We start from the raw sequence: 20,293 nt of genomic DNA on the forward strand, positions 1-20,293 counted from the left end.
CAAAAAAATTTTACTTCGGAGTCATTTGCTGTTTTTAACAGCAAATGACTCACTTTGTGCTTGTCGTTAATCCCGTCCGTGCTACTCTCCTTTCTGCCCAGTGCGAATTCCACTGTATATCTCTCTGATTTCGGCTCATTTCTGGTGAGGATGTCAGAGTAGATTAATATTGATATGGGTATGTAGATATCCAGTTGAATTCGTATTGTTTGTAAAAAGGGTGAGTGCAGATCATGGATATTAGCTTTTCTCAAATTGAAGCGCGCGTGATGGGTTGTCTGCTAGAAAAAGAAGTAACAACGCCTGATCAATACCCGCTAACCTTGAATGCATTAACAACGGCGTGTAATCAAAAAAGCAGCCGTGAACCGGTAATGGCTCTCGATGAAGCCACGGTGTTAGATACTGTCGAAGCATTGAAAGCCAAGCGCTTTATTCAGGAAGTCACGGCAGGCTTTGGTAGCCGTGTGGCGAAGTATCAACATCGTTTCTGTAATACTGAATTCAGTACGTTCCAGTTTTCTCCACAAGAGAAAGCCGTGCTTTGCGTGATGCTACTGCGTGGTGCGCAGTCAGCCGGTGAAATTCGTACGCGTACTAACCGTCTGTGCACATTTGCGGATGTGAAAGAAGCGGAAGCGGTAATGGATGGTTTGACGACGCACGCGAAAGGTCCATTCCTTGTGAAACTGCCAAAAGAATCAGGCAAGCGCGATTGCCGCTACATGCACTTGTTCTGCGGGGAAGTGGATGTAGAAGCGTTGCAAGCGGCGTCGGTAGCAAGCAAGCCTGCTGCTGTCTCTTCAGCGGCGCTGGAGCGTGTTGAAGCCTTGGAACATGAAGTGGCCGAACTGAAAGAAGAAGTGGCGGAACTCAAAGCCTTGCTTGAATCACTGACGGCATAACGCCTGATTGCTTTCAACGCTACACGTAAACGCGAAGATTGCGTAAAATATTGAAGCCCAGCATTTGCTGGGCTTTTTGCTTTCTGTAAGACGGCAGTGCGACAAAACAGGTAGAAAATGATGTGTAGTAAACCGCAAGAAGAAAAAGCCCCCATATCGTCAGAAGTGGAAGAGAGCACAGAGGCAGTTGAGAGTACGGAGTTAATAGACAGCGCGAAGGCGAAAGTTGACGCTGTTTGGTCGGTCTATTTAATTAGGACTGCTGCCAATCAATTATACTGCGGTGTCACCACAGATGTGGCGCGTCGCTTCTCGGAGCATCAATCCAAACCGCAAGGGGCGAAATACCTGAAAGGCAAAGGACCCCTGACATTAGCCTGGTCGCAAGCGGTAGGGGATAAACGCTATGCCATGCAGTTGGAATATCGCATTAAACAACTGGCGAAAAAACACAAAGAGCAACTGATCATCGGTAAACGGTGTGTACATGATGTCATGGCTGAGCAAGTGGCAAAGAAAAAACGGTCAGAAAAGAAAAAATCGTCAGAAAAGAAAAAGCCGGCGGTGAAGTCTGTTTCGGGGCTGCCAACGTATCTTTAATAAATGTAACTGTTGCTAATTTAATCAACTGTTTGTGGGCAAGACAGAAAAATGAGAGTGCGTTGCAAGAACAAATTGAACGCGTGCGTGCTTGCCCGTACACTCAGGCCATCTTTATTCCTCTGATGGCGGGAAAGTCATCACGTAATATCAGGAAATATCACCATGGCACTGAAAGCCACAATCTACAAAGCGCAATTTAACGTCGCCGATTTGGATCGTCACGTTTATCTGGATCAGTCACACACGTTAGCGTGCCACCCATCAGAAACTCTGCAGCGCTTAATGCTGCGTTTGGTGATGTGGGGTCTGAATGCAGACGAATCACTGCAATTCACTAAAGGCTTGTGTGAAGCAGACGAACCTGCGCTGTGGACGAAGAGCCTGACAGACGATGTTGAGCTTTGGATCGATCTGGGCCTGCCAGATGAAAAACGTATCAAAAAAGCCGCGCACAAAGCCGATAAAGTGATCATCGCTGCATACGGTGACAACGCAGCACCAGTCTGGTGGCAGCAGAACAAGAGCAAAATCACTCAGTTTGGTAATGTGTCTGTTGTATTCTTTGATGATGCGACACTGGCGCAACTCGAAGCGATGGTTGAGCGTACCATGCAGCTTCAGCTGACGATTGAAGGCGAACAAGGTTGGCTGAGTGCCGGCGAGAAAAGCTGCACGCTGACCCCTGAGTGGTGGCACCGCTAAGCACATACATTTCGCCTTTTTGATCAAAAGAAGGCAAAAATCGGGAAGACAGGATCACGGGTGTCATTGAAAAGTCATCATTTGTGGTCAATCTAGGGTATATTCCTACTATGCATGACGGCTGTGGTGCATTGTGACGCTCAGCCGCCATTGGGTTTTTGTGAATATACGCAAGGGAGTATTGCCATGTCTTCCCACATTCATGCCTTGGCAACCAAGGTATGGAACTACCATCTACTCAATCATGAAATCACACCAAGTGATTGCATTCTTGTCTTGTGCAGTAACGACATTCGTGTCGCTGAACATGCTGCGAAACTCTATCTCGACGGTTACGCGCCATATATCGTGATGTCTGGCGGGGTAGGCGCCCTGACTCAGGGAGTGTTTGACCGCTCAGAAGCAGAAGCCTTCGCCACTGTGGCGATGGACATGGGTGTACCCGAAGAGGCTATTCTGATTGAATCGCAATCCACCAATACCGGCGAGAACGTGCAATTCACACAAGCATTGTTAGCTGAAAAAGGGCTGGATCCACAACGCCTGATTTTGGTGCAAAAGCCTTTCATGGAACGTCGGACTTACGCAACGTTCATGCATCAGTGGCCGGGTAAAACCGTCACCGTGACGTCACCATCGATCAGTTTTGATAATTATCCGAATGAGCAATTGTCTTACAGCGATGTGATTAACGTGATGCTGGGGGATTTGCAGCGCATTAAAGTGTACCCGTCGTACGGATTTGCCATTGAGCAACCGATGCCGGATGAGGTGTGGCAGGCGTTTGAAGCGTTAGTGGCGCTGGGCTTTAATGAACATTTATTGCTGGATGAACCGGTAAGAAAAACCGGCTGAACGTTCAGAGGATAAACGTGAAAAGGTTGGGTAGCCATAGCGGCTACCCAAAGTACCTTATTTCTTACGGCAGTATTCTGCAATAATAAACATGGTCTGACCGTCAACTTTACCCTGAACGTGTTTAGGGTCGTTAGTCAGGTTGATACCGCGTACTGCAGTACCTTGTTTGATCACCATGCTAGAACCTTTAACTGGCAGATCTTTGATGATTGTTACGTCGTCGCCTTTTTTCAGTTCAACGCCGTTTACATCGCGTGGCTTGTCTTCGTCAGCCAGTAGACCTTTTTCAGCCCACTCAACTTTATCTTCTTCCATGTACATCATGTCTAGAAGATCTTGTGCCCAAGTTTCAGAAGAAAGACGCTTAAGCATACGGTAAGCCATTACTTGAACCGCTGGTTCCTGGCTCCACATGCTGTCGTTCAGACAACGCCAGTGGTTTTGATCTAGCGTTTCTGCATCTTCGATTTCAGTACGGCAAGTACCACAAACCATCACACAGCTGCCGGCTGTTTTATCTGGAGAAGCCGGTACTTCATAAACACTTAGGTTATCTTCAGATGCACAAAGTTCACATTTTGCGCCTGAACGCTGCTTAACAATTGATTCAATACTCATAGGATTAGTCCGTAGATGTGTAATGGTTAATTTTACCATACAGGTAACTGTACTGTTTATATTATGCCATCAAATCTTGAGAAGGGAAGGAATCAAGATCAAGATCACACTATTCTATGCGATGCCGCTTAAAATTCATGCGAAAAGTGCCATGAAAGAAATATCTATGCATTAAACTTGTCGCTTCCATTCATTTAAAGCTAGCCAATAAGTATGGATCTTCCATAAATTTAAGGGCATTAAAGCCCAAGTAGTGGCCGTATATGATTGAGGATGAGTATGAAAAAAGGGATCATGTTGCTTGCTTTAGTCGCATTGTTTGGCTGCGAAGACGAAGATATTAAGGCAACAATAGAAGGGAATACACGCGTTTTTGCCGTCGATGGCTTTAAATTAGAAATCGGGAACTTGACGGAATATTATTCATTGGATGAAGCAAAAGATTTGATCTTTATTCCTAATAATCTGCCGGAAGGGGATTATGCAGGCCTGAGTAACCTTGGTATTTCAGAAGAAGAATGCGGGTATATTGATACCTCAGAACAGACGTGCTTTGCGTCCGGTGAAACGGGCAGTTGTCTGCCCAATAATGTGAAAATGCTTGGGATTAATATTTATACCATCGCAATGGAAGATATTGATGAGGCCGCGAAACTCGGGTATTACCCGACCATCGCTTCTCACTTAGGTGGGCAGTATGTTGATTTTGATATCACCACCAGTCACTGTCCTATTAGCGGGAATGAAGTGCTTAATCAATAGCCGTGATTTTTTTCGTACTATTCAACGTTAATGGCTGAATAAAAGATCGGAACAAGATAAATACGTATTAAATAGTGGCAATAGATGTAAGAGGTGAGCAACGTGCTCACCTTTTTTCATTATTCTCTGTTGTAAGAAGTTCACCGTCAGGTGATGCGTGATTTTTCAAGTGTGATCAATGACACGAAAGTGATGTTAAGCATCGATGAAAGTGTCTTATTACACTGTTATTACTCGCATAATCTTACTGTATTCCTTTCCATCCTATAGGTCACTGTTACCCTTCTTTTTATATATGGATTTGGAGTAATCAGGCATGAAAAAGGCTTTTCTGGCATTGGCAACCGCGATGTGTCTTCCGGCAATGGCGGTAAACGCATCAAATATTACCCCTTATGTGGTTGGGGGTGATCCCGTTACCGATATCAGCACACAAAGCTGGATGGCATCGCTACGTATTGTGTCTATGGATAACGCGCACAACTGTGGTGCCTCTGTCATTGCGGATAATTGGCTGGTGACTGCGGCTCACTGTGTGGTGACCCCTGGATCCAATGGCAAATACATGGTTATTCCACCTCAACATCTGAATGTAGCGGTGGGGTCTGCGACGATCGACTTATCGGATGTTGCTCACTTATATTCTGTTTCGCATGTGGTCGTCCATCCTGACTATATGCCAGATGGTGATTTTGAACAGGACTATAATGGCGACATTATTGTCAATAAAACAGGTCTATACAGTGATATTGCCTTGTTGCGTGTTCACCGTTCATTCCCGGCAGATAGCGTGACACCTATTACTCTGGCCTCTCCAGAGATCGCAAATGAAATCGATACGCGACTTGCTGCGGAATGGGATGCGGCCAACCGTGTGAAAAATACGTCAGTATCGGGCTGGGGAGCGGTGGATCCTGGTGCATCAGAAGCCCCGAATACCTTGCAGCAAGCAGAATTAACTTTCCTGCCGATTGCCGACTGTTTTCAGTTGATTGAGCAAGGCAATTCTATTCACGGGATCATTGAAAGCCCATTTGATCTCACGAAGATTTGTTCAATCTCGCCTGAAATTCGTGATGATATTACGATCGTAGAGCCGGATCCGGAACTGGATGAAGACGGCAACCCGGTTGAGCAAGATCCGGTTTATACCGGAGATTATGGTGCCGATTCGTGTAAAGGTGACAGTGGCGGTCCATTGCGTGCACAAGATGCAAATGGTAACTGGGTGCAGATCGGTATTGTCAGCGGTGGGGTAGTAGGTACGCCAACGTGTGGTTCTGTGTCTCGTCCATCGTTCTACACCCGTGTCGGTACGTATTACGATTGGGTACAAAAGAGCATTGCAAACGTACCCGGTAGCGCGGTTGTTGAACCTGATTTCATTGCGGATGATCGCACGGATATGTGCAACCCGAATTCATCCGGTGTGAGTCACACAAACTGTGACTTCCGTGAGAACAGTTCATCAGGCGGTACGATTGGGGCAGGCTTACTGTCACTGTTTGCGCTAGGCTGGTTGCGTCGCAAGCAAAAGTAATCGGCTATTTATAGCAAATAGCAGATAGAAAAAATGCCACCGTTTTGCGGTGGCATTGTTGTATTCAGCGCTTAATTGACGGCTGATGCGATGGGTTACATCTTGAGTCAGCGCTTAGCGGCGGAACGTCACGTTTTCCGCGTCGTCACCTAGGTGGATCTGCGTGGTGGCAGGTTGGGTTTCTGCAATCACTTTACCGTGGCGGACAGAGTAACGCACAGGCACCTGACGGCGAACTGCGTCAAAACCGTTTTCAGCAGGCAGGATCAACAGGTTACCTGGTTTACCTGTTTCAATGCCGTAGCGATCTTGAATGTTCAGAGTGCGCGCAGACTTGGTGCTGATCAGATCCAGACCATTGTTGATTTGCTCGTAGCCCATGATTTGACACACATGCAGACCCATGTGCAGCACTTGCAGCATGTTTGCCGTGCCCAGTGGGTACCAAGGGTCGAATACGTCATCATGGCCGAAACATACGTTGATGTCTGCCGCCAGCATTTCTTTCACGCGTGTGATACCACGGCGTTTCGGATAATCATCAAAGCGGCCTTGCAGGTGAATGTTTACCAGTGGGTTAGCCACAAAGCTGATTCCTGACATTTTCAACAAGCGGAACAGGCGAGAGGCATACGCACCGTTATAAGAGTGCATTGCTGTGGTGTGGCTGGCCGTTACCTTGTCACCCATGTTGTATTTGTGCGCCAGTGCGGCCACTGTTTCCACAAAGCGAGATTGCTCATCATCGATTTCATCACAGTGCACATCGATAAGGCGGTCATACTTGCGCGCCAACTCAAACGCGTAGTGCAGAGATTCCACGCCGTATTCACGGGTGAATTCAAAGTGTGGAATCGCACCAATCACGTCAGCACCCAGTTGTACGGCTTCTTCCAGCAGTTCTTTACCGTTCGGGTAAGACAGGATCCCTTCTTGTGGGAAGGCCACGATTTGAATGTCGACCCAGTCTTTCATCTCTTCTTTCACTTCCAGCATCGCTTTCAGTGCAATCAGCGTTGGGTCGGACACGTCAACGTGCGTACGTACATGCTGTACACCGTTGGCAATTTGCCATTTCAATGTCTGCTTCGCGCGTTTTTTCACATCTTCAATAGAGAGCATGGATTTGCGCTCTGCCCAACGCTCGATACCTTCAAACAGGGTACCGGAGATGTTCCAGTTCGGTTCGCCCGCTGTTTGGGTGGTATCCAAGTGAATGTGCGGCTCACAGAATGGGGCAATCGCCATGCCGCCTTCGCCGTCCAGCACCTTGCCATTTTCTGCCAGTGCGTTTTCAAGGGTCGCGTCGTCCATGCTCGCGATAGTTTTGAAGACACCGTCTTCAATTAGGATTTGATGCAGGCCTTCCTTGCCGCGCAGTGTGACGTTTTTAATCAGAGTTGTTGAGGTTTGCATCGTAAAGCGTCCTTTATGCGTGAGTCGCACGAGTAGAGGTTTGACGGTTTAACAGTGGGTCAAGCATCAGGTAGCTGATTGCACCGCCCAGTACAGCGTTGACTGGCACAATGCCTGGCAGCAGGTGACCGGCTGCGACACCAATGGCCACGCCGATGATAGCGGCCCAGTTAACCGATTTAAATTCAGCGTTCGCGAAATCTTTGTAACGATGACGGTTTTTCAGGAAATCTGCAATGATGATACCGCCAATAGGTGGAATTGCCGCCGATAGGAAAGTTAACCAGCCAACAAAGTTGTTGTACAGCCATACCGCACACAGGGTACCGATAATACCGTTAATCATTGATAAGTGTTTGCTTGACCAGCCTGTGACGTTAGAGAAACCCAGGCCTGAAGCGTACAGCGCGTTATCATTGGTTGTCCAAATGTTCAGACCCAACACAATGATGGCAGGGATCAACAAGCCTTGTGCAATCATCACTTCAGAAATATCGGCTTGCCCTGTTACCGCTGCACCTGCTGCACCAAAGATAAACATCAGGGAGTTACCCAGGAAGAAAGCAATCATGGTCACCATTACGGCACCCATTGGCTTTTTACCAAAGCGAACGAAATCAGCAGTCAGTGTACCGGCAGAGATAAAGGAGCCGACAACGAGAGCGAGGGCTGTCGAGAAGTTAAGCGGTTGTTCAGGGGTAATGGCTTGTAGGTTTTCAAGGCCGCCAATGCTGTCGATGGCTTCAAAAACAGAGTATCCGCCAAGAAGGGCGATGGCTGGAACGGCAATGGCTGACAGAATCATCAGAGCGGCAATGCCAAAGTAAACAGTGACGGTCATGAGCAGACCAGAAATGATAATAAGGAGGTTGGTATCAATGCCAGTGGCTTTATGAACAGGGATGGCAAACATTGCTACGCCAACACCGAACCAACCAACTTGTGTGCCGCCTAACAGCAGAGAGGGTAACCAGGAGCCTTTAGCACCAAAAGAGAAACGAGCAAGAAGATGAGTAGAGAGGCCAGAAGAAGCGCCGATGTATCCAAGAAAAGAAGTATAGATACCGAGAATGAGGTTACCAATAAGAACAGCGAGGAAGAAGTCATCAAATGAAAGGCCGGTGCCTAACGTTCCCCCTGTCCACATACTGGCTGAAAAGAAGGTTAACCCTAACATCACCATCGTAAGGGAAATCACACCTTTGCGTGCCGATTGTGGCACTGGCCCCAGACTGTAGTTGTTATCGCCAGCCATTGTTATACCTCTTGCGTTATAAGTCACTGTCAAGTTATGTCCACCTGTCAGGCAAACGGCGCGTATTTTATTTTAATCTTTCATGAAGTCAATGCGATTTTCGATTAAATTGCCGTGTATTTTTATTTTGTGATTGTTTTCTATTTTAATTCAATAATTTAAGCTGGAATTTTTTGATGTATCGAACCGGTTTGTTGTTTCTTTTTGGTCTTGTACGAGCTTGTTTGGTGTCACTATTTTGAAATAAATTAGCTTTTTAGTTTGAGTGGGCAGAAAATTGATCTCATGATTTTTGCGCGTGAATAGAAAACGGTTGCGTATCAAGGTGCGGCACGCGAGTGTACTCTGAGTGAAGTGTTTTCTTTGCTGGTACCATCAAGATTGCTGTAAATGTGCTTCTTGCTTTGTATTTTATTTTAAAGGCTTATTTTGTGGTGTTTGGTTGGGTGGAATGGACGTGTAACAACGATGTTATGTGCAAAATGCATGGTGCTCGCTTTTTCTCATAATAGGGGCGGTTTCGGAGAGAATCTCGGCGCTGTAATCTGTGGATAACTTTCTTATCCACAGAACCTGTGAGTAACTCTGTGGGAAATGCTCGAAGGCTAATCCCCATGCTGGCTTTGCCAAAGTCAAGATAAAATGACATGCAAAAGCAATGTAAATTCAATGATCTTGCCATGCTGAAATCCACACACTTTCCCCCCAATCTGGCTAATTAATAGCAATAAAACTGTTAATTATTGATGATATTTTTCTTGCTACGAAAGGCAATCCGCTCAATAATCCATATCGTAATGATAATGATTTTTTGTTAGTGTGAATTTGTGTCAAAAGTACTCGTAATAGATGATGATGTTGTACTGTGCGAACTATTGAATGAAGTGTTGCGCGAAGAGGGTTATGACGTCCATTATGCCCATTGTGGTGAATCGGGATTAGCGTATCTCAAAGAGAATCCTGTTGATCTGGTGCTATTGGATGTGATGCTACCGCAAGCTGACGGTATCGAAGTCGCGCGTCAGATCTGTGCGGAATTTGCTACACCTATCATCATGCTGACGGCGTTAAACGATGAGGCGACATTATTAGGTGGCTTACAGGCTGGCGCGGATCATTTTATGCCAAAGCCTTTTCGTGTGCCGGAGTTGTTGGCACGTATCACTGCCATGATGCGTCGTGTTGAGTTAGAACGTCAGCGAAGTGGGGCAGGGTATTCTGCTTCTGTGGTAATTGATCAGTTATTGAAATTACCGTTGACCGGTACTGAGTGTGAGTTACTGGAATACCTGGTTAAACATCACGGTGTAGTGATTTCTAAAGCAGAATTGCAGCAAGTGGTACTGAAAAAAGAATTGAGTCCGTTTGATCGTAATTTAGATATGCACATTAGTAACATTCGCAGGAAGATGGTGCAGTCTGGTTTTTCTAAAAACCATATTAAGACGGTACGAGGAAAAGGATACAGCTTTCTTGAAACCGTAGGGCATTTAGCCTAAATAAAAAAAGAGTGGCGCTTAATGCGCCACTTTTTGTTATTACTTTCTGTAAGAACTTGCAATGTTGTCAATACGCTGATTAGCACGCATTGCTTCTTGATATGCTGCATCTGATGCTGCACGAGCATCGTTAACAGCGCCTGCCATTTGATCTTGTTGGCTTTGCAAAGCACCTACCTGATCAGAGAGCATATCGACTTTATTAGTGAGTTGCTGCATTTGATCGACTTCGTCTGAGCTTGAGCAACCAATCAAAGTCGCACTCAGAATAATACCGGTAAGGATAGATAATGAACGGTTCATTTTTCTTTCTTCTCCTTTGTTTGCCACTACAAACCGAGTGTTAAATAATCAATCGGCAGAATTAGTATGGCAGAGATGGCTCAAATTGCTGCTTAAACACCCTTTTTTTAGGAATTTTTTTCTCTCAAAGATGAGAAAACCCGCCGCAGCGGGTTAATTTAAAGGGCTGTAAGCCTTAGCTTGCTGGGGTTTCCAGCACGGTATTAATGGCGTCAACCAGCATATTGGGGTTGAGTGTATGCTGTACTTTTTTCACTAAAGTGCCGTCTGGGGCAAGGAAATAGAAGTACGAACTGTGGTCTACCGCGTAATCCAGCGCAGAATCCTTAAGTTCCGTTTTCATGTAAAGCACACCGTATTTTTCAGCCAGTGCTTTGGTTTGTTTTTTTGTACCCGTCATGCCGATGATGGACGGATGGAAGTACTGAGCGTATTCCGCACTTTTTTCAGCCGTGTCGCGTTCAGGGTCGAGTGTGATAAAAATCGGCCACAAACGGGCTAACTGTTCAGGTTCAATTTGCTGCAATGCCGCAGATAATACCGCCAGTGAGGTAGGGCAAACATCGGGGCAGTGGGTGTAACCAAAATAAATGACACGAATGCGAGGGTCATTCGCATTATATAAATCTACGGCTTTGTCTTTGGTTTCGAGCAAACTTATCGGGTAGTCAGGTTCAAAGTTGGCATTGTCACGTTGATTAACGACCAGGCTGGCGATGAGGCCGCCGGCTAATGCCAACGCGAGGATTATCCATTGGTATTTCACTTTATCATCCTTATTGAAAGAGAGAGGCGGTTACGGTGAGGTGCCTGCGGATCATCCGTAACGGGATGTGCACTGCCAACCCACGTCATGGCATCTGATGTACAAAAAGGCAGCATAAGCTCACCAGAAAAATGCGAAGTACCCGCCTCACGCATTAACTGCATACGGTAAACTCCCATCATCATTTCTTCGCCTTCTAATGACAAGGCTAATTGTTCAATATCCTCAGAAAGTGCTGGCCACTCAACAACAATACGGGCCTTTTCCATCGGACGTATCACATCTTTATCGAGCGTGATGGTGGCATCACCTTGTTGGCACGGCGTTGTTGATAACACACAAGGCTGGATGCTTTCTGTTACAGACGTCGTGTGATGGGGCAACGAAGTGGGATCGGTATAGAAGTAATGCATCAATGCGATGGCAATGATACCAACAAACAGCGCGTATTTATGGAAGGTAATAAGCATAGAGGAGGCACCGACACAAACAATGATGCCGATCATACCACCCGTTATATAAGGTGTTGAAAGCGGGTTGTTATTTTGTGATGAAGCGGGTAGAAAGTCGTCCCATCTTGCCTCTCGAACGGGTCAGGATGGGACGGCGAGTTGTAAGGCTGGATTATTTCTCAGCCATTTTTTCCAGGCCCCATACCAAGCCAACGCCCAGAATCATCGCGATGATGGCATAAGCAAGCAGAGCTGGCTGGCCTGTTACGTGTTCAAAGTTGAATGGTGACAGGTTTTGCTCAAGCAATGGCACTTGTTCACCGCTTGAGTTAGTGCGCCAAGTCAGGGTTTCTTTCCAAGGCCAGATTTTGCTCAAGGTACCAATCATCAGGCCGGTCAGGAAGGTCAACGCGATATCACGGTAGTGACGCAGTACCCATGACAGCACATGTGAGAATGACAGCAAGCCAATCACACAGCCGGTGGCAAACAGCCCCAGCGTAACGACATCAACCGTTTTAGCGGCAGCGAGAATAGGGCCATACATACCCATCAGTAGCAAAATGAAGCTGCCTGAAATGCCTGGCAGGATCATGGCACAAATGGCGATAGAACCGGCAATCACAATGTTCAGGTAAGTCGGCTCCATAGTAAGCGGGTGTAAGACGGTGATCCCATAAGCAAAAGCGGTACCGGCAATCACGGCAATCACACGGCCCACATTCCACTGTTCCACCTGCTTAAACATGTGGATCACAGAGATGATGATCAAACCAAAGAAGAAAGACCACAGTGGGATTGGGTGAGTGTGTAGCATCCAGGTAATCACGCGTGCCAGCGTGAAGATACTGGTCAAAATACCCGATAGCAGCAAGATCAAGAAGGTGCCATTGATATGGGCAAACGCGGCTTTGAAGCCTTCGCGACGCCAAATTCCAATCAGGCTAGGGTTTACACGACGAATGCTTTCCAGCAGCGTGTCGTAAATACCTGTAATGAAGGCGATAGTACCGCCAGATACGCCCGGTACAACGTCTGCTGCACCCATGGCCATCCCTTTTAGAAAAGTAAAGACTTTACTCATGGTTTTCCGTTTTAAATGAATGAGAAACTGGTGGCATTATACCTGTTTAAGGTGAAAAAAAAGTCCTTTTTCACTGAGGGCGCAACGAGAAACCGCTGTTTAGACATTTTTTACATCTGTTGATGCGTAAGGTACGGAGTAAACGCGTTAATTGGATGATTTTCATGATAAAGCAATACCAACGTATGTTTACATTCGCCATGGTGGGAGGGTGCGGCTTTTTAGTGGATGCCACATCGTTATTTGTGTTGTCACATTGGCTGCCGTTACCGCTGGCACGGGGAGCGGCTTTTTGGATCGCGGCGACGTCAAATTGGTGGCTGAATAGGCAGTTGACCTTTAGGGAGAATAAAAACACGACGCCAATCTCTCAACAATGGGGGCAGTTTTTGGCTGCGTCGTGTGTAGGCTTTATCCCCAATGTGGGCTGTTACTCAGTATTGATGTGGCTAGAAACGTCGTTGTTCATGACGCTGGGGGACATGAATCCGGGGAGCATGACAGAATACAGCGCACGTTTCATTCAGTGCTGGCCGTATCTTGCCATGATCCCCGGTATTCTCTTAGGGATGGTGATTAACTATACGTTGGCTGATCGTTGGGTGTTTCGTTCGGCACCAGCGTAATGGCCGCACAGCAGCCGCCACACTCTCGGTTGCTGTGGTGCAGTTCCCAGTGATATTTATGGCAAATGTCTTTGGCGATGAGCAATCCTAATCCATAGCCTTCTACGCCACGGGGCTTGCTACCCAGACCAATACCTGTGTCGCAGACGGTAATGGCATTATGGGTCACTGTGACGGTCACGCTGCCTTCCTCGGTGCAGGCAAACGCATTTTTTACCAAATTACCCAGCAGGATCTTGAAGGTGGTTTCCGGCACTTTCACTGAAACGGGCTCGTCTATCTGCACGTCCCACGTCACGGGTTTATGACTCAGTAAACTTTCATGGGCGTGCATGATATCGGCGATTTCATCGTAATCGAGTTCACGCTCGGTTTGTTTGTCGAGATCATCATCACGAGTGAGGGATAATAATGTGGTGACAAAATCATTCATCTCATTACTGGCGTGCAGCAAGCGCTGACGTTGTTTATCAATGAACTTAGGGTCATTGGATTGCCCGAGCAGTGAAATTGCCCCTTTCATCACCATTAGCGGCGTGCGCAGTTCATGGCTGGCATAGCGGTTAAACGCACGCTCACGCTCAATCAAGCCGCAAATACGCTGGTTGTATTCATTGAAACTGTCGACTAATTGCAGCAACTCGCGCGAGGCAATGCCATCGGGGGCGACAATCGGAGACAGATCGTCGGCTTTACGTTGCTCAAGATCATTGGCCAGTTGAGTGATAGGGCGGGTTAAACGGTTAGACACCTTGAGTACCACAATTAAGCTGATCACAAATAACACAATGGATATGAGTAACTGCTTGGCTTGGTTCCAAAACACTTCTTCTTCACTGATCTCATAAATATCATCGAAATACAGCAGATAAATCGGCGTTGGCTTACCGGCGACATTGACCGTGGTGTGCATCACGAAATAGTCCGTCACACCCGCATCATCGTCAAACAGCTCGATGGCTTTATCTTGCGGTAGATCGGGCGGTAAGACCAAATCGTTGGGCAGTAAGGCTTTATCTAAATACGCATGACTAAAAGGTGGAATAGAAAATTCGTCAATACGTTGATGAGATAGCGCGTTTTCCGCAATCCCTTTGGCATAAATCAATCGGTTATTGGCATTGATTTGCTCAAAGCTCTCTAAGGTGGCGTCTAACAAAGAGAAGTGCAACGTCACAATGCCAAAAGCGATGATAGAGAAATAGGTAAAGGTGATTTGCTTGGCGCTTCTTACCTTCATCAGTGCTGGGTTCATTCTTCACCTTTTTGGATAAGCTGATAGCCCACTTTGGGAATGGTTTTGATGTATGCGTGTTTAAATGGCTTATCGATTTGATTGCGCAGTTGATAGATGTGGCTACGCAGGACATTGCCTTCCGGTTCGTCATCTCCCCATAACGCTGCGATGAGTTCTTGCTTGCTGACTACTTTTGGCGCTCGGGTGATCAGCAATTTCAAAATGGTAAACAGCGTCGGGTTTAAGGCAAAGCAGCAGTTTTCACGCATTAAGTTATGGCTGCTGAGATCCAATTGTAAATCGCCAAACGCTAACGTGGAGACAGCGGTTTCTCCCTGACGGCGACGGGTTAAGGCTTTTATGCGCGCTTCTAAAATGTCGAGATCAAATGGTTTCACCAAATAGTCGTCTGCGCCATGCTGAAAGCCTTCCAAGGTATCTTCACGGGTGTCTCGTGCCGTCAGCATCAAAATAGGCGTATCAATGCCTTGTTCACGCAGTTGGCGGCAAACGGTAAAACCATCCATTTTTGGCAGCATCACATCCAGAATGATCAAATCATAATGGTTTGTGCGGCCTAACTCGTAACCGTGTTGGCCATTGTTGGCATAGTCGAGGGTGTATCCTTTAATTTCAAAGAAATCGAAAATGACGCCCGCGATATCTTGATGATCTTCAACCAGAAGTAGCTTCATGAAATAGCCTGTAGGAATAAGGAGAACAGCCTAATAATGCCATAAATAAAGGTGAAAAAAATGTCGATGACCTTTTTCACACACGGTATGACGTACTTTATGCACCAAGAACGAGTCAGGTTATTTTTCGAGGTTCATTATGTCTTCTATTACCGTGCTGTCACAGCATCGCGAACGTGGCGGCAAACGCCATTCAGCGCAAGACGCGACAGGTCAATTTGCACAGCAAGGAACGACACCGTATCTCTCCATTATTATTCCTATGTTTAATGAGCAGGAAGTGTTAGCCACCTGCCATGAACGCGTGTGTGCCGCGCTTGATGCATTACCCCATGCCTGCGAACTGATTTATGTGGATGATGGCAGCAGCGATGAGAGCTGGACCATTGCTTCTCAACTGACCAGTCCACACCATCAGGTTCGTACCCTGCGATTAAGCCGCAATTTCGGCAAAGAAGCGGCAATGAGTGCGGGATTGCAAGTTGCCAGCGGGCAAGCGGTGATTTTGATTGATGCGGACTTGCAAGATCCCCCAGAACTGATCCCTGCCATGGTCGAGCAATGGCAAGCGGGTTATGACGTGGTAGACATGCAGCGTCGTCAGCGTTATGGCGAAAGTTGGTTTAAGCGTTTTACGGCAGCAGCCTTCTACAAACTGATTAACCACCTTACTGAAATGCCAATCCCGGAAAATGTCGGCGATTTTCGTCTGATTGACCGACGTGTGGTGGATGAAATTAATAAACTGCCAGAGCGTACCCGTTTCATGAAAGGCTTATTCGCTTGGCCGGGATTTAAACGCACCACATTGCAGTTTGATCGCGATCCACGTTTGGCGGGTGAAACCAAATGGAATTACCGCAAGTTATGTCATTTGGCGTTTGAAGGGATCACCTCATTCAGTACTCGACCATTGCGATTAGCGACGGCGGCAGGATTGCTGATTTCACTCGCCGCTTTAGTGTTTGCGGTCACGGTGTTCGTGAAAACCTTGTTATTTGGCGATCCGGTTGCAGGTTATCCCTCCATGATGCTGGTGGTGCTGACTTTGGGCGGCGTGCAATTGCTGTCGATTGGTTTATTAGGCGAATACGTGGGGCGGTTGTTTATAGAAGCCAAGCAACGACCGCTTTTTGTGGTGATGGAAGATGCTATGCGCAAAGGTAAAGAGGCCAATACGGCGTCGTCTGATAGCAAGACGATGCATAACGCGGCCGATTCGGCATCGTCATCTCAATCGCAATCACGTGAGCAACGCGCGATGACTTACAACTGGATGCAATATATACCGACAGAATTAGCCCAAGCACCGCATTCACAGTCATTAGGTAAACACGTTCAACAATCATTCAATACAGCCTTTAACAATCAGGCTCTTAATAATCAAGCTTTCAACAATCGAGCAGTGGCAAAAGGATTAACCGCGTGAGTCAGAAAAAAACGCTACTAACATTAACCCGTTATGCGATGGTCTTGGCTATCGGTACGGTATTGGTTCGATTACTCACGTTGGGTGTGTATCCGTTAATGGATACGACGGAAGCCCGCTACGGGGAAATGGCCCGCATCATGTATGAAACGGGTAATTGGATCACCCCCATGTTTGATTACAACGTGCCATTTTGGGGCAAGCCGCCACTCTTTACCTGGCTCAGTGCTGCCGGTTTTGAATGGTTGGGCGTGAGTGAATTCGCCGCTCGCATGCCGCATTGGGTGGTAGGCATTATGATCCTTGTGCTGACGTGGATCCTCGCGGCTAAGGTACGAGGGCGTGATGAAGCATGGTTAGCCACAGGTATTCTGGCAACGACCACCGCCTTTATCGTGATTGCCGGTGCGGTGATGACAGATACCGCACTGACCTTGGGCGTGACATTGAGCATGGTGGGGTTCTGGCTAAGTTGGGAAAAGCAGTCTCGTTTCTGGGGATACCTATTTTTCGTCGGCTTAGCGATTGGCATGTTGGCGAAAGGGCCGTTGACCATGGTGTTGGTCGGGATCAGCCTGACGCTGTGGTTGGCGCAAGATCAACGCTGGAAACGCATTCCTACGTGTTTGCCCTGGGTGAAAGGCACGCTGTTATTTTTGGCCATTTCACTGCCTTGGTATGTACTGGCCGAGTGGCAAAGTCCGGGCTTTCTGAACTATTTCATTATTGGCGAGCACATTAAACGCTTTGTGGTGAGTGGTTGGCAGGGGGACTTGTACGGCTCTGCCCATGATGAAGTACGTGGCACTATTTGGTTGTTCTGGTTCTTGGCTGCTTTGCCATGGGCGCCGGTGTTGTTCTATCAAGTCGCTCGCTTTTTCAAAGCGGGAGAGGAGGGCGTGCAAACGACTCAGACAGGTTATATGGGGTATTTGTGGTGCTGGTTGTTGTCTCCCATGCTGCTGTTCACGATGGCGGGGAACATTCTGCCAAGTTATGTGATGCCGGGCTTGCCTGCTTTAGGCCTGCTGATTGCGGGGTATCACACGCGTCAACCGCTGCCGGAGAAAGTGTTTAAAATTGGCCTTATCACGCCGGTGTTGTTAGTGCTGGTGGCGGGATTGCTTAACCTGAACCTTGTGGGGAAAGAACCTGAAAAAGAACTGATGGCAGCGTGGTCTACACAGGCAGAAAAAGAAAATAGTGCGTTGGTGTATATCAACAAACGGCCATTTTCGGCACAGTTTTATTCAGCCGGTAAAGCCCAGCAAATGACGACCGATCTGAGCACATTTTTGCAGGAACAACGTCAAGATGCTTTCTTAGTGCTTGAGAAATCTGCGGTTCCATCCGGTTTCTTGTGGGATAAACAGCGTTGTGAATTGCGTGCGGAGTCAGCGAAGCGACAGTTGGTGCATTGCAAAGTCGGTAGTTGATCACAACGTAAACATCTATTTGTGCTGTGGAAGTGGTCAATATTTAAACTGTGATTTAACAAACATTGACCACATTAAAATTATGGAATTATGGCTTCAGTTTAGTTCGTAAAGAATGAGGTTGGAGTATCATGATGTACCGTGAGTTACTGGGAATACCCAGTGAGCATGCGTTTGTTCGCACGGATATGAAGTGGGACGAAGGCAAAAAAATGGATGTGGATTGGTTCTGGTATGATGAAAAAGACATGAATGGTGATGTGATTGCCAAGTATGTCGTCAAGGTGATCAAATTCATCTATCCGCCCCAAAAAGCAGAAATCAGTTATCAAAAATTTACGCCAGACAGTATCTCACTGCTTGCGAGTGGTGAGTTGTCGTAGTTGACGGTAACTGTATATCTCAAAGATGTCACCTTTCTTATCTGAAGGCAGCTATTATAGGCTGCCTCTTTTTTTATAGATAAAATAAACAAGGAAATACGCCCTCTTTATTGCGGTGAGAATGGCTATTTATTGGAATATCAATGATAAATGTAGGGGAATAGTTTCATGTGCCAGAAGAGATATTTTGTAATTAAAAATAGCGAAGGGTAATGGGCGGATAGCGATAAATATTATTTTGTTATCATTTGAGTGTGATAGACATCAAGGAATGTGCGCTATCGCGGAGAGTGATATTGAATAACGGAGGGTTGAGTCATACTATTTAATTAAATTGCAACGAGAAATGGAGTTTGTTTCGTTATGTTACCGATTGATTCAACGCTGCGTGTGGTTAGACCGACAGATAATGTCAAAGCATTAGCAATGATGTACAGCAAAGCACTGGGTTTTGATGTGCTCAAGCAATTTGAAGATCATGATGGTTTTGATGGGATTGTACTGGGGCACAAGAAGCACAGTTATCACATTGAGTTTGTCAGTAAAGTCGGAGAAACGGTAGGCCGAGCACCGGGTGGTGAGCATTTATTGGTCTTTTATATCCCGTGTAGCCAAGCGTGGGAACGTGCGTGCCGTAGTATGATTGATGCGGGTTTTGTGGTGGTAGATGCGGCAAATCCGTATTGGGGGAAAGTAGGTAAAACATTTGAAGATATTGACGGATATCGTGTGGTACTTCAGAACCTCGATTGGGATTTATAATCTCCATATTAACCGTTGATGAAATAATCGGATAGAAAAAAGCTCAAGTTTGATACTTGAGCTTTTTTGTGTCTTCTATTTTATTTTCTATAGATAAAATAGATTATTTCTGAATAATACCTTGATAAGCGGACTTAAACATTAAAGAAAAGCCTTCTTGTGTTAAATCTCTCGCTGATACATTGGCCGCATGAAGACGACGATAGCACTCATCCAGTGCAAGAATTACCGCGTCAACTTCATTTTTATTTAGGTGTTGTGCGTTCATGTTATTTATCCAGTATCAATTTAATGATGTGTTAGCAATATAGTGCCAACGTTGCGCTTCTTGTTTTTATGTCTCTACATTACGACGGGCAAGGTGAACTGAGTCTGAATAAGGCAACAGGTCAACCAAGGTCGTGATGTGTATCTCGACGGCTTCTGTTTGTGCCTTTGTCTGATACACGTATTTTCTGCGGTAAAGAGTAAATAAATTACGGTTAGATTCTGTCAGGGTTCTGTCAAAGGTATGTCATAAAAACATACGGTTATGCATGCAGTATGACGCCATGTGTGATGGCGCATACTGGTTGATGATGACGGCTATCAGTACTTCTGATCTAACACTTCCAGCTTTTTGAGGAAGGCTTGGATTTGTGCTTCGTTGTTATTGTGGAATTCGGTGGTGGTTTGGTTAATCACCCCGTCAGGATCTTCATTACGGGTATGGAAATGGTACGTGTTGTGGAAGTTGATATCTAAGCTGACGGTGCCATCAGACATACTCACACAGTAGCCATCTTGATTTTCTGTGCACTGAATACCGTCGAGTTCACTGCCAAAGTCGATAGTGTGACCTTGTGTTTTGATTTTTTCGTAGACGCTTAACAGCGTACGGACATCAACATTGTTTTTCATCATAACCTCCGTTCACCCTTCGGGTGAGTGAGCCTATCACTACTTTAAATTTAGGCTCTGTC

Annotated in this window: 21 protein-coding genes and 2 pseudogenes; 12 read left to right on the forward strand and 11 right to left on the reverse strand. The window is 46.4% G+C overall.

Translation table 11 applies throughout. The features are described 5' to 3' along the window. The first annotated feature begins 233 nt into the window (after positions 1–233). From ABT58_RS15350 to ABT58_RS15365, 4 genes and pseudogenes are all read left to right on the forward strand, one after another. A complete protein-coding gene (locus tag ABT58_RS15350; RefSeq protein WP_047875304.1) occupies positions 234–905 on the forward strand; it encodes a YceH family protein in 672 nt (223 codons plus the stop codon). 204 nt (positions 906–1,109) lie between these two features. Next, a pseudogene (locus tag ABT58_RS23790) lies at positions 1,110–1,373 on the forward strand (GIY-YIG nuclease family protein); the annotation flags it as partial. 297 nt (positions 1,374–1,670) lie between these two features. Next, positions 1,671–2,210 carry a YaeQ family protein gene (locus ABT58_RS15360; protein WP_047875305.1) on the forward strand — a complete coding sequence of 180 codons (540 nt, stop codon included), beginning with the start codon at positions 1,671–1,673 and terminating at the stop codon, positions 2,208–2,210. Positions 2,211–2,396: 186 nt separating this feature from the next. Beyond that, positions 2,397–3,065, forward strand: a complete 669-nt coding sequence (locus ABT58_RS15365) for a YdcF family protein (protein WP_047875306.1) — start codon at positions 2,397–2,399, stop codon at positions 3,063–3,065. A 57-nt stretch (positions 3,066–3,122) separates the two neighbouring features. Here ABT58_RS15365 and ABT58_RS15370 read toward each other — a convergent pair whose 3' ends face one another. Then, on the reverse strand, positions 3,123–3,686 hold the full coding sequence (locus ABT58_RS15370; RefSeq protein WP_047875307.1) for a PhnA domain-containing protein: 564 nt from the start codon (positions 3,684–3,686) through the stop codon (positions 3,123–3,125). A gap of 279 nt (positions 3,687–3,965) precedes the next feature. On the opposite strand from ABT58_RS15370, the gene ABT58_RS15375 reads away from it, so the two are divergent. After that, complete coding sequence (locus tag ABT58_RS15375; protein WP_047875308.1) at positions 3,966–4,448, forward strand: hypothetical protein; 483 nt, start codon at positions 3,966–3,968, stop codon at positions 4,446–4,448. Positions 4,449–4,764: 316 nt separating this feature from the next. Further along, positions 4,765–5,988 (forward strand): S1 family peptidase, encoded by a 1,224-nt coding sequence (locus ABT58_RS23520; RefSeq protein WP_053063104.1) that lies wholly within the window; start codon positions 4,765–4,767, stop codon positions 5,986–5,988. A 114-nt stretch (positions 5,989–6,102) separates the two neighbouring features. On the opposite strand, the gene ABT58_RS15385 is transcribed toward ABT58_RS23520, so the two are convergent. Then, positions 6,103–7,404: a cytosine deaminase gene (locus ABT58_RS15385; protein WP_047875309.1), complete on the reverse strand. Its 1,302-nt coding sequence runs from the start codon at positions 7,402–7,404 to the stop codon at positions 6,103–6,105. A gap of 13 nt (positions 7,405–7,417) precedes the next feature. After that, positions 7,418–8,659, reverse strand: coding sequence for a cytosine permease (gene codB, locus ABT58_RS15390; RefSeq protein WP_047875310.1), 1,242 nt, complete (start codon positions 8,657–8,659; stop codon positions 7,418–7,420). Positions 8,660–9,486: 827 nt separating this feature from the next. Between codB and ABT58_RS15395 the strand changes: the two genes are divergently transcribed. Further along, positions 9,487–10,158, forward strand: a complete 672-nt coding sequence (locus tag ABT58_RS15395) for a response regulator transcription factor (RefSeq protein ID WP_047875311.1) — start codon at positions 9,487–9,489, stop codon at positions 10,156–10,158. Positions 10,159–10,197: 39 nt separating this feature from the next. Here ABT58_RS15395 and ABT58_RS15400 read toward each other — a convergent pair whose 3' ends face one another. The 4 genes from ABT58_RS15400 to ABT58_RS15415 form a co-directional block, all read right to left on the reverse strand. Then, positions 10,198–10,461, reverse strand: a complete 264-nt coding sequence (locus ABT58_RS15400; protein ID WP_047875312.1) for an Lpp/OprI family alanine-zipper lipoprotein — start codon at positions 10,459–10,461, stop codon at positions 10,198–10,200. 175 nt (positions 10,462–10,636) lie between these two features. Beyond that, positions 10,637–11,227, reverse strand: coding sequence for an SCO family protein (locus ABT58_RS15405; RefSeq protein WP_047875313.1), 591 nt, complete (start codon positions 11,225–11,227; stop codon positions 10,637–10,639). Beyond that, entirely contained in the window at positions 11,224–11,733 is a 510-nt protein-coding gene (locus ABT58_RS15410; RefSeq protein WP_053063105.1) for a hypothetical protein, read from the reverse strand. The genes ABT58_RS15405 and ABT58_RS15410 overlap by 4 nt, the downstream gene beginning before the upstream one ends. A gap of 118 nt (positions 11,734–11,851) precedes the next feature. Beyond that, the gene (locus tag ABT58_RS15415) at positions 11,852–12,763 is read right to left on the reverse strand and encodes a polyprenyl-phosphate transporter (RefSeq protein ID WP_047875314.1); all 912 of its coding nucleotides are present in this window, start codon (positions 12,761–12,763) and stop codon (positions 11,852–11,854) included. A gap of 164 nt (positions 12,764–12,927) precedes the next feature. Between ABT58_RS15415 and ABT58_RS15420 the strand changes: the two genes are divergently transcribed. Next, the gene (locus tag ABT58_RS15420) at positions 12,928–13,389 is read left to right on the forward strand and encodes a GtrA family protein (RefSeq protein ID WP_082211126.1); all 462 of its coding nucleotides are present in this window, start codon (positions 12,928–12,930) and stop codon (positions 13,387–13,389) included. Here ABT58_RS15420 and ABT58_RS15425 read toward each other — a convergent pair. Beyond that, the gene (locus ABT58_RS15425) at positions 13,340–14,644 is read right to left on the reverse strand and encodes a sensor histidine kinase (protein WP_229821628.1); all 1,305 of its coding nucleotides are present in this window, start codon (positions 14,642–14,644) and stop codon (positions 13,340–13,342) included. The genes ABT58_RS15420 and ABT58_RS15425 overlap by 50 nt on opposite strands. Continuing rightward, a complete protein-coding gene (locus ABT58_RS15430) occupies positions 14,641–15,321 on the reverse strand; it encodes a response regulator transcription factor (RefSeq protein ID WP_047875316.1) in 681 nt (226 codons plus the stop codon). The genes ABT58_RS15425 and ABT58_RS15430 overlap by 4 nt, the downstream gene beginning before the upstream one ends. A gap of 139 nt (positions 15,322–15,460) precedes the next feature. Here ABT58_RS15430 and ABT58_RS15435 point away from each other — a divergent pair. The 4 genes and pseudogenes from ABT58_RS15435 to ABT58_RS15450 form a co-directional block, all read left to right on the forward strand. Continuing rightward, positions 15,461–16,462: pseudogene (locus ABT58_RS15435) on the forward strand (glycosyltransferase family 2 protein); the annotation flags it as partial. A gap of 275 nt (positions 16,463–16,737) precedes the next feature. Continuing rightward, complete coding sequence (locus ABT58_RS15440) at positions 16,738–18,186, forward strand: ArnT family glycosyltransferase (protein WP_229821633.1); 1,449 nt, start codon at positions 16,738–16,740, stop codon at positions 18,184–18,186. A 131-nt stretch (positions 18,187–18,317) separates the two neighbouring features. Beyond that, positions 18,318–18,569 carry a hypothetical protein gene (locus ABT58_RS15445; RefSeq protein WP_229821629.1) on the forward strand — a complete coding sequence of 84 codons (252 nt, stop codon included), beginning with the start codon at positions 18,318–18,320 and terminating at the stop codon, positions 18,567–18,569. A gap of 363 nt (positions 18,570–18,932) precedes the next feature. Further along, entirely contained in the window at positions 18,933–19,331 is a 399-nt protein-coding gene (locus ABT58_RS15450) for a VOC family protein (protein ID WP_047875318.1), read from the forward strand. A gap of 103 nt (positions 19,332–19,434) precedes the next feature. Here the strand turns inward: ABT58_RS15450 and ABT58_RS24210 are convergent, their stop codons facing one another. Then, positions 19,435–19,599, reverse strand: coding sequence for a hypothetical protein (locus ABT58_RS24210; RefSeq protein ID WP_169749967.1), 165 nt, complete (start codon positions 19,597–19,599; stop codon positions 19,435–19,437). Positions 19,600–19,919: 320 nt separating this feature from the next. Continuing rightward, a complete protein-coding gene (locus tag ABT58_RS15455; protein ID WP_047875319.1) occupies positions 19,920–20,231 on the reverse strand; it encodes a DUF3081 family protein in 312 nt (103 codons plus the stop codon). Between the last annotated feature and the right edge of the window lie 62 nt (positions 20,232–20,293).

This window comes from Photobacterium aphoticum (assembly GCF_001029435.1).
In the GTDB taxonomy this organism is placed as follows: Bacteria; Pseudomonadota; Gammaproteobacteria; order Enterobacterales; family Vibrionaceae; genus Photobacterium; species Photobacterium aphoticum.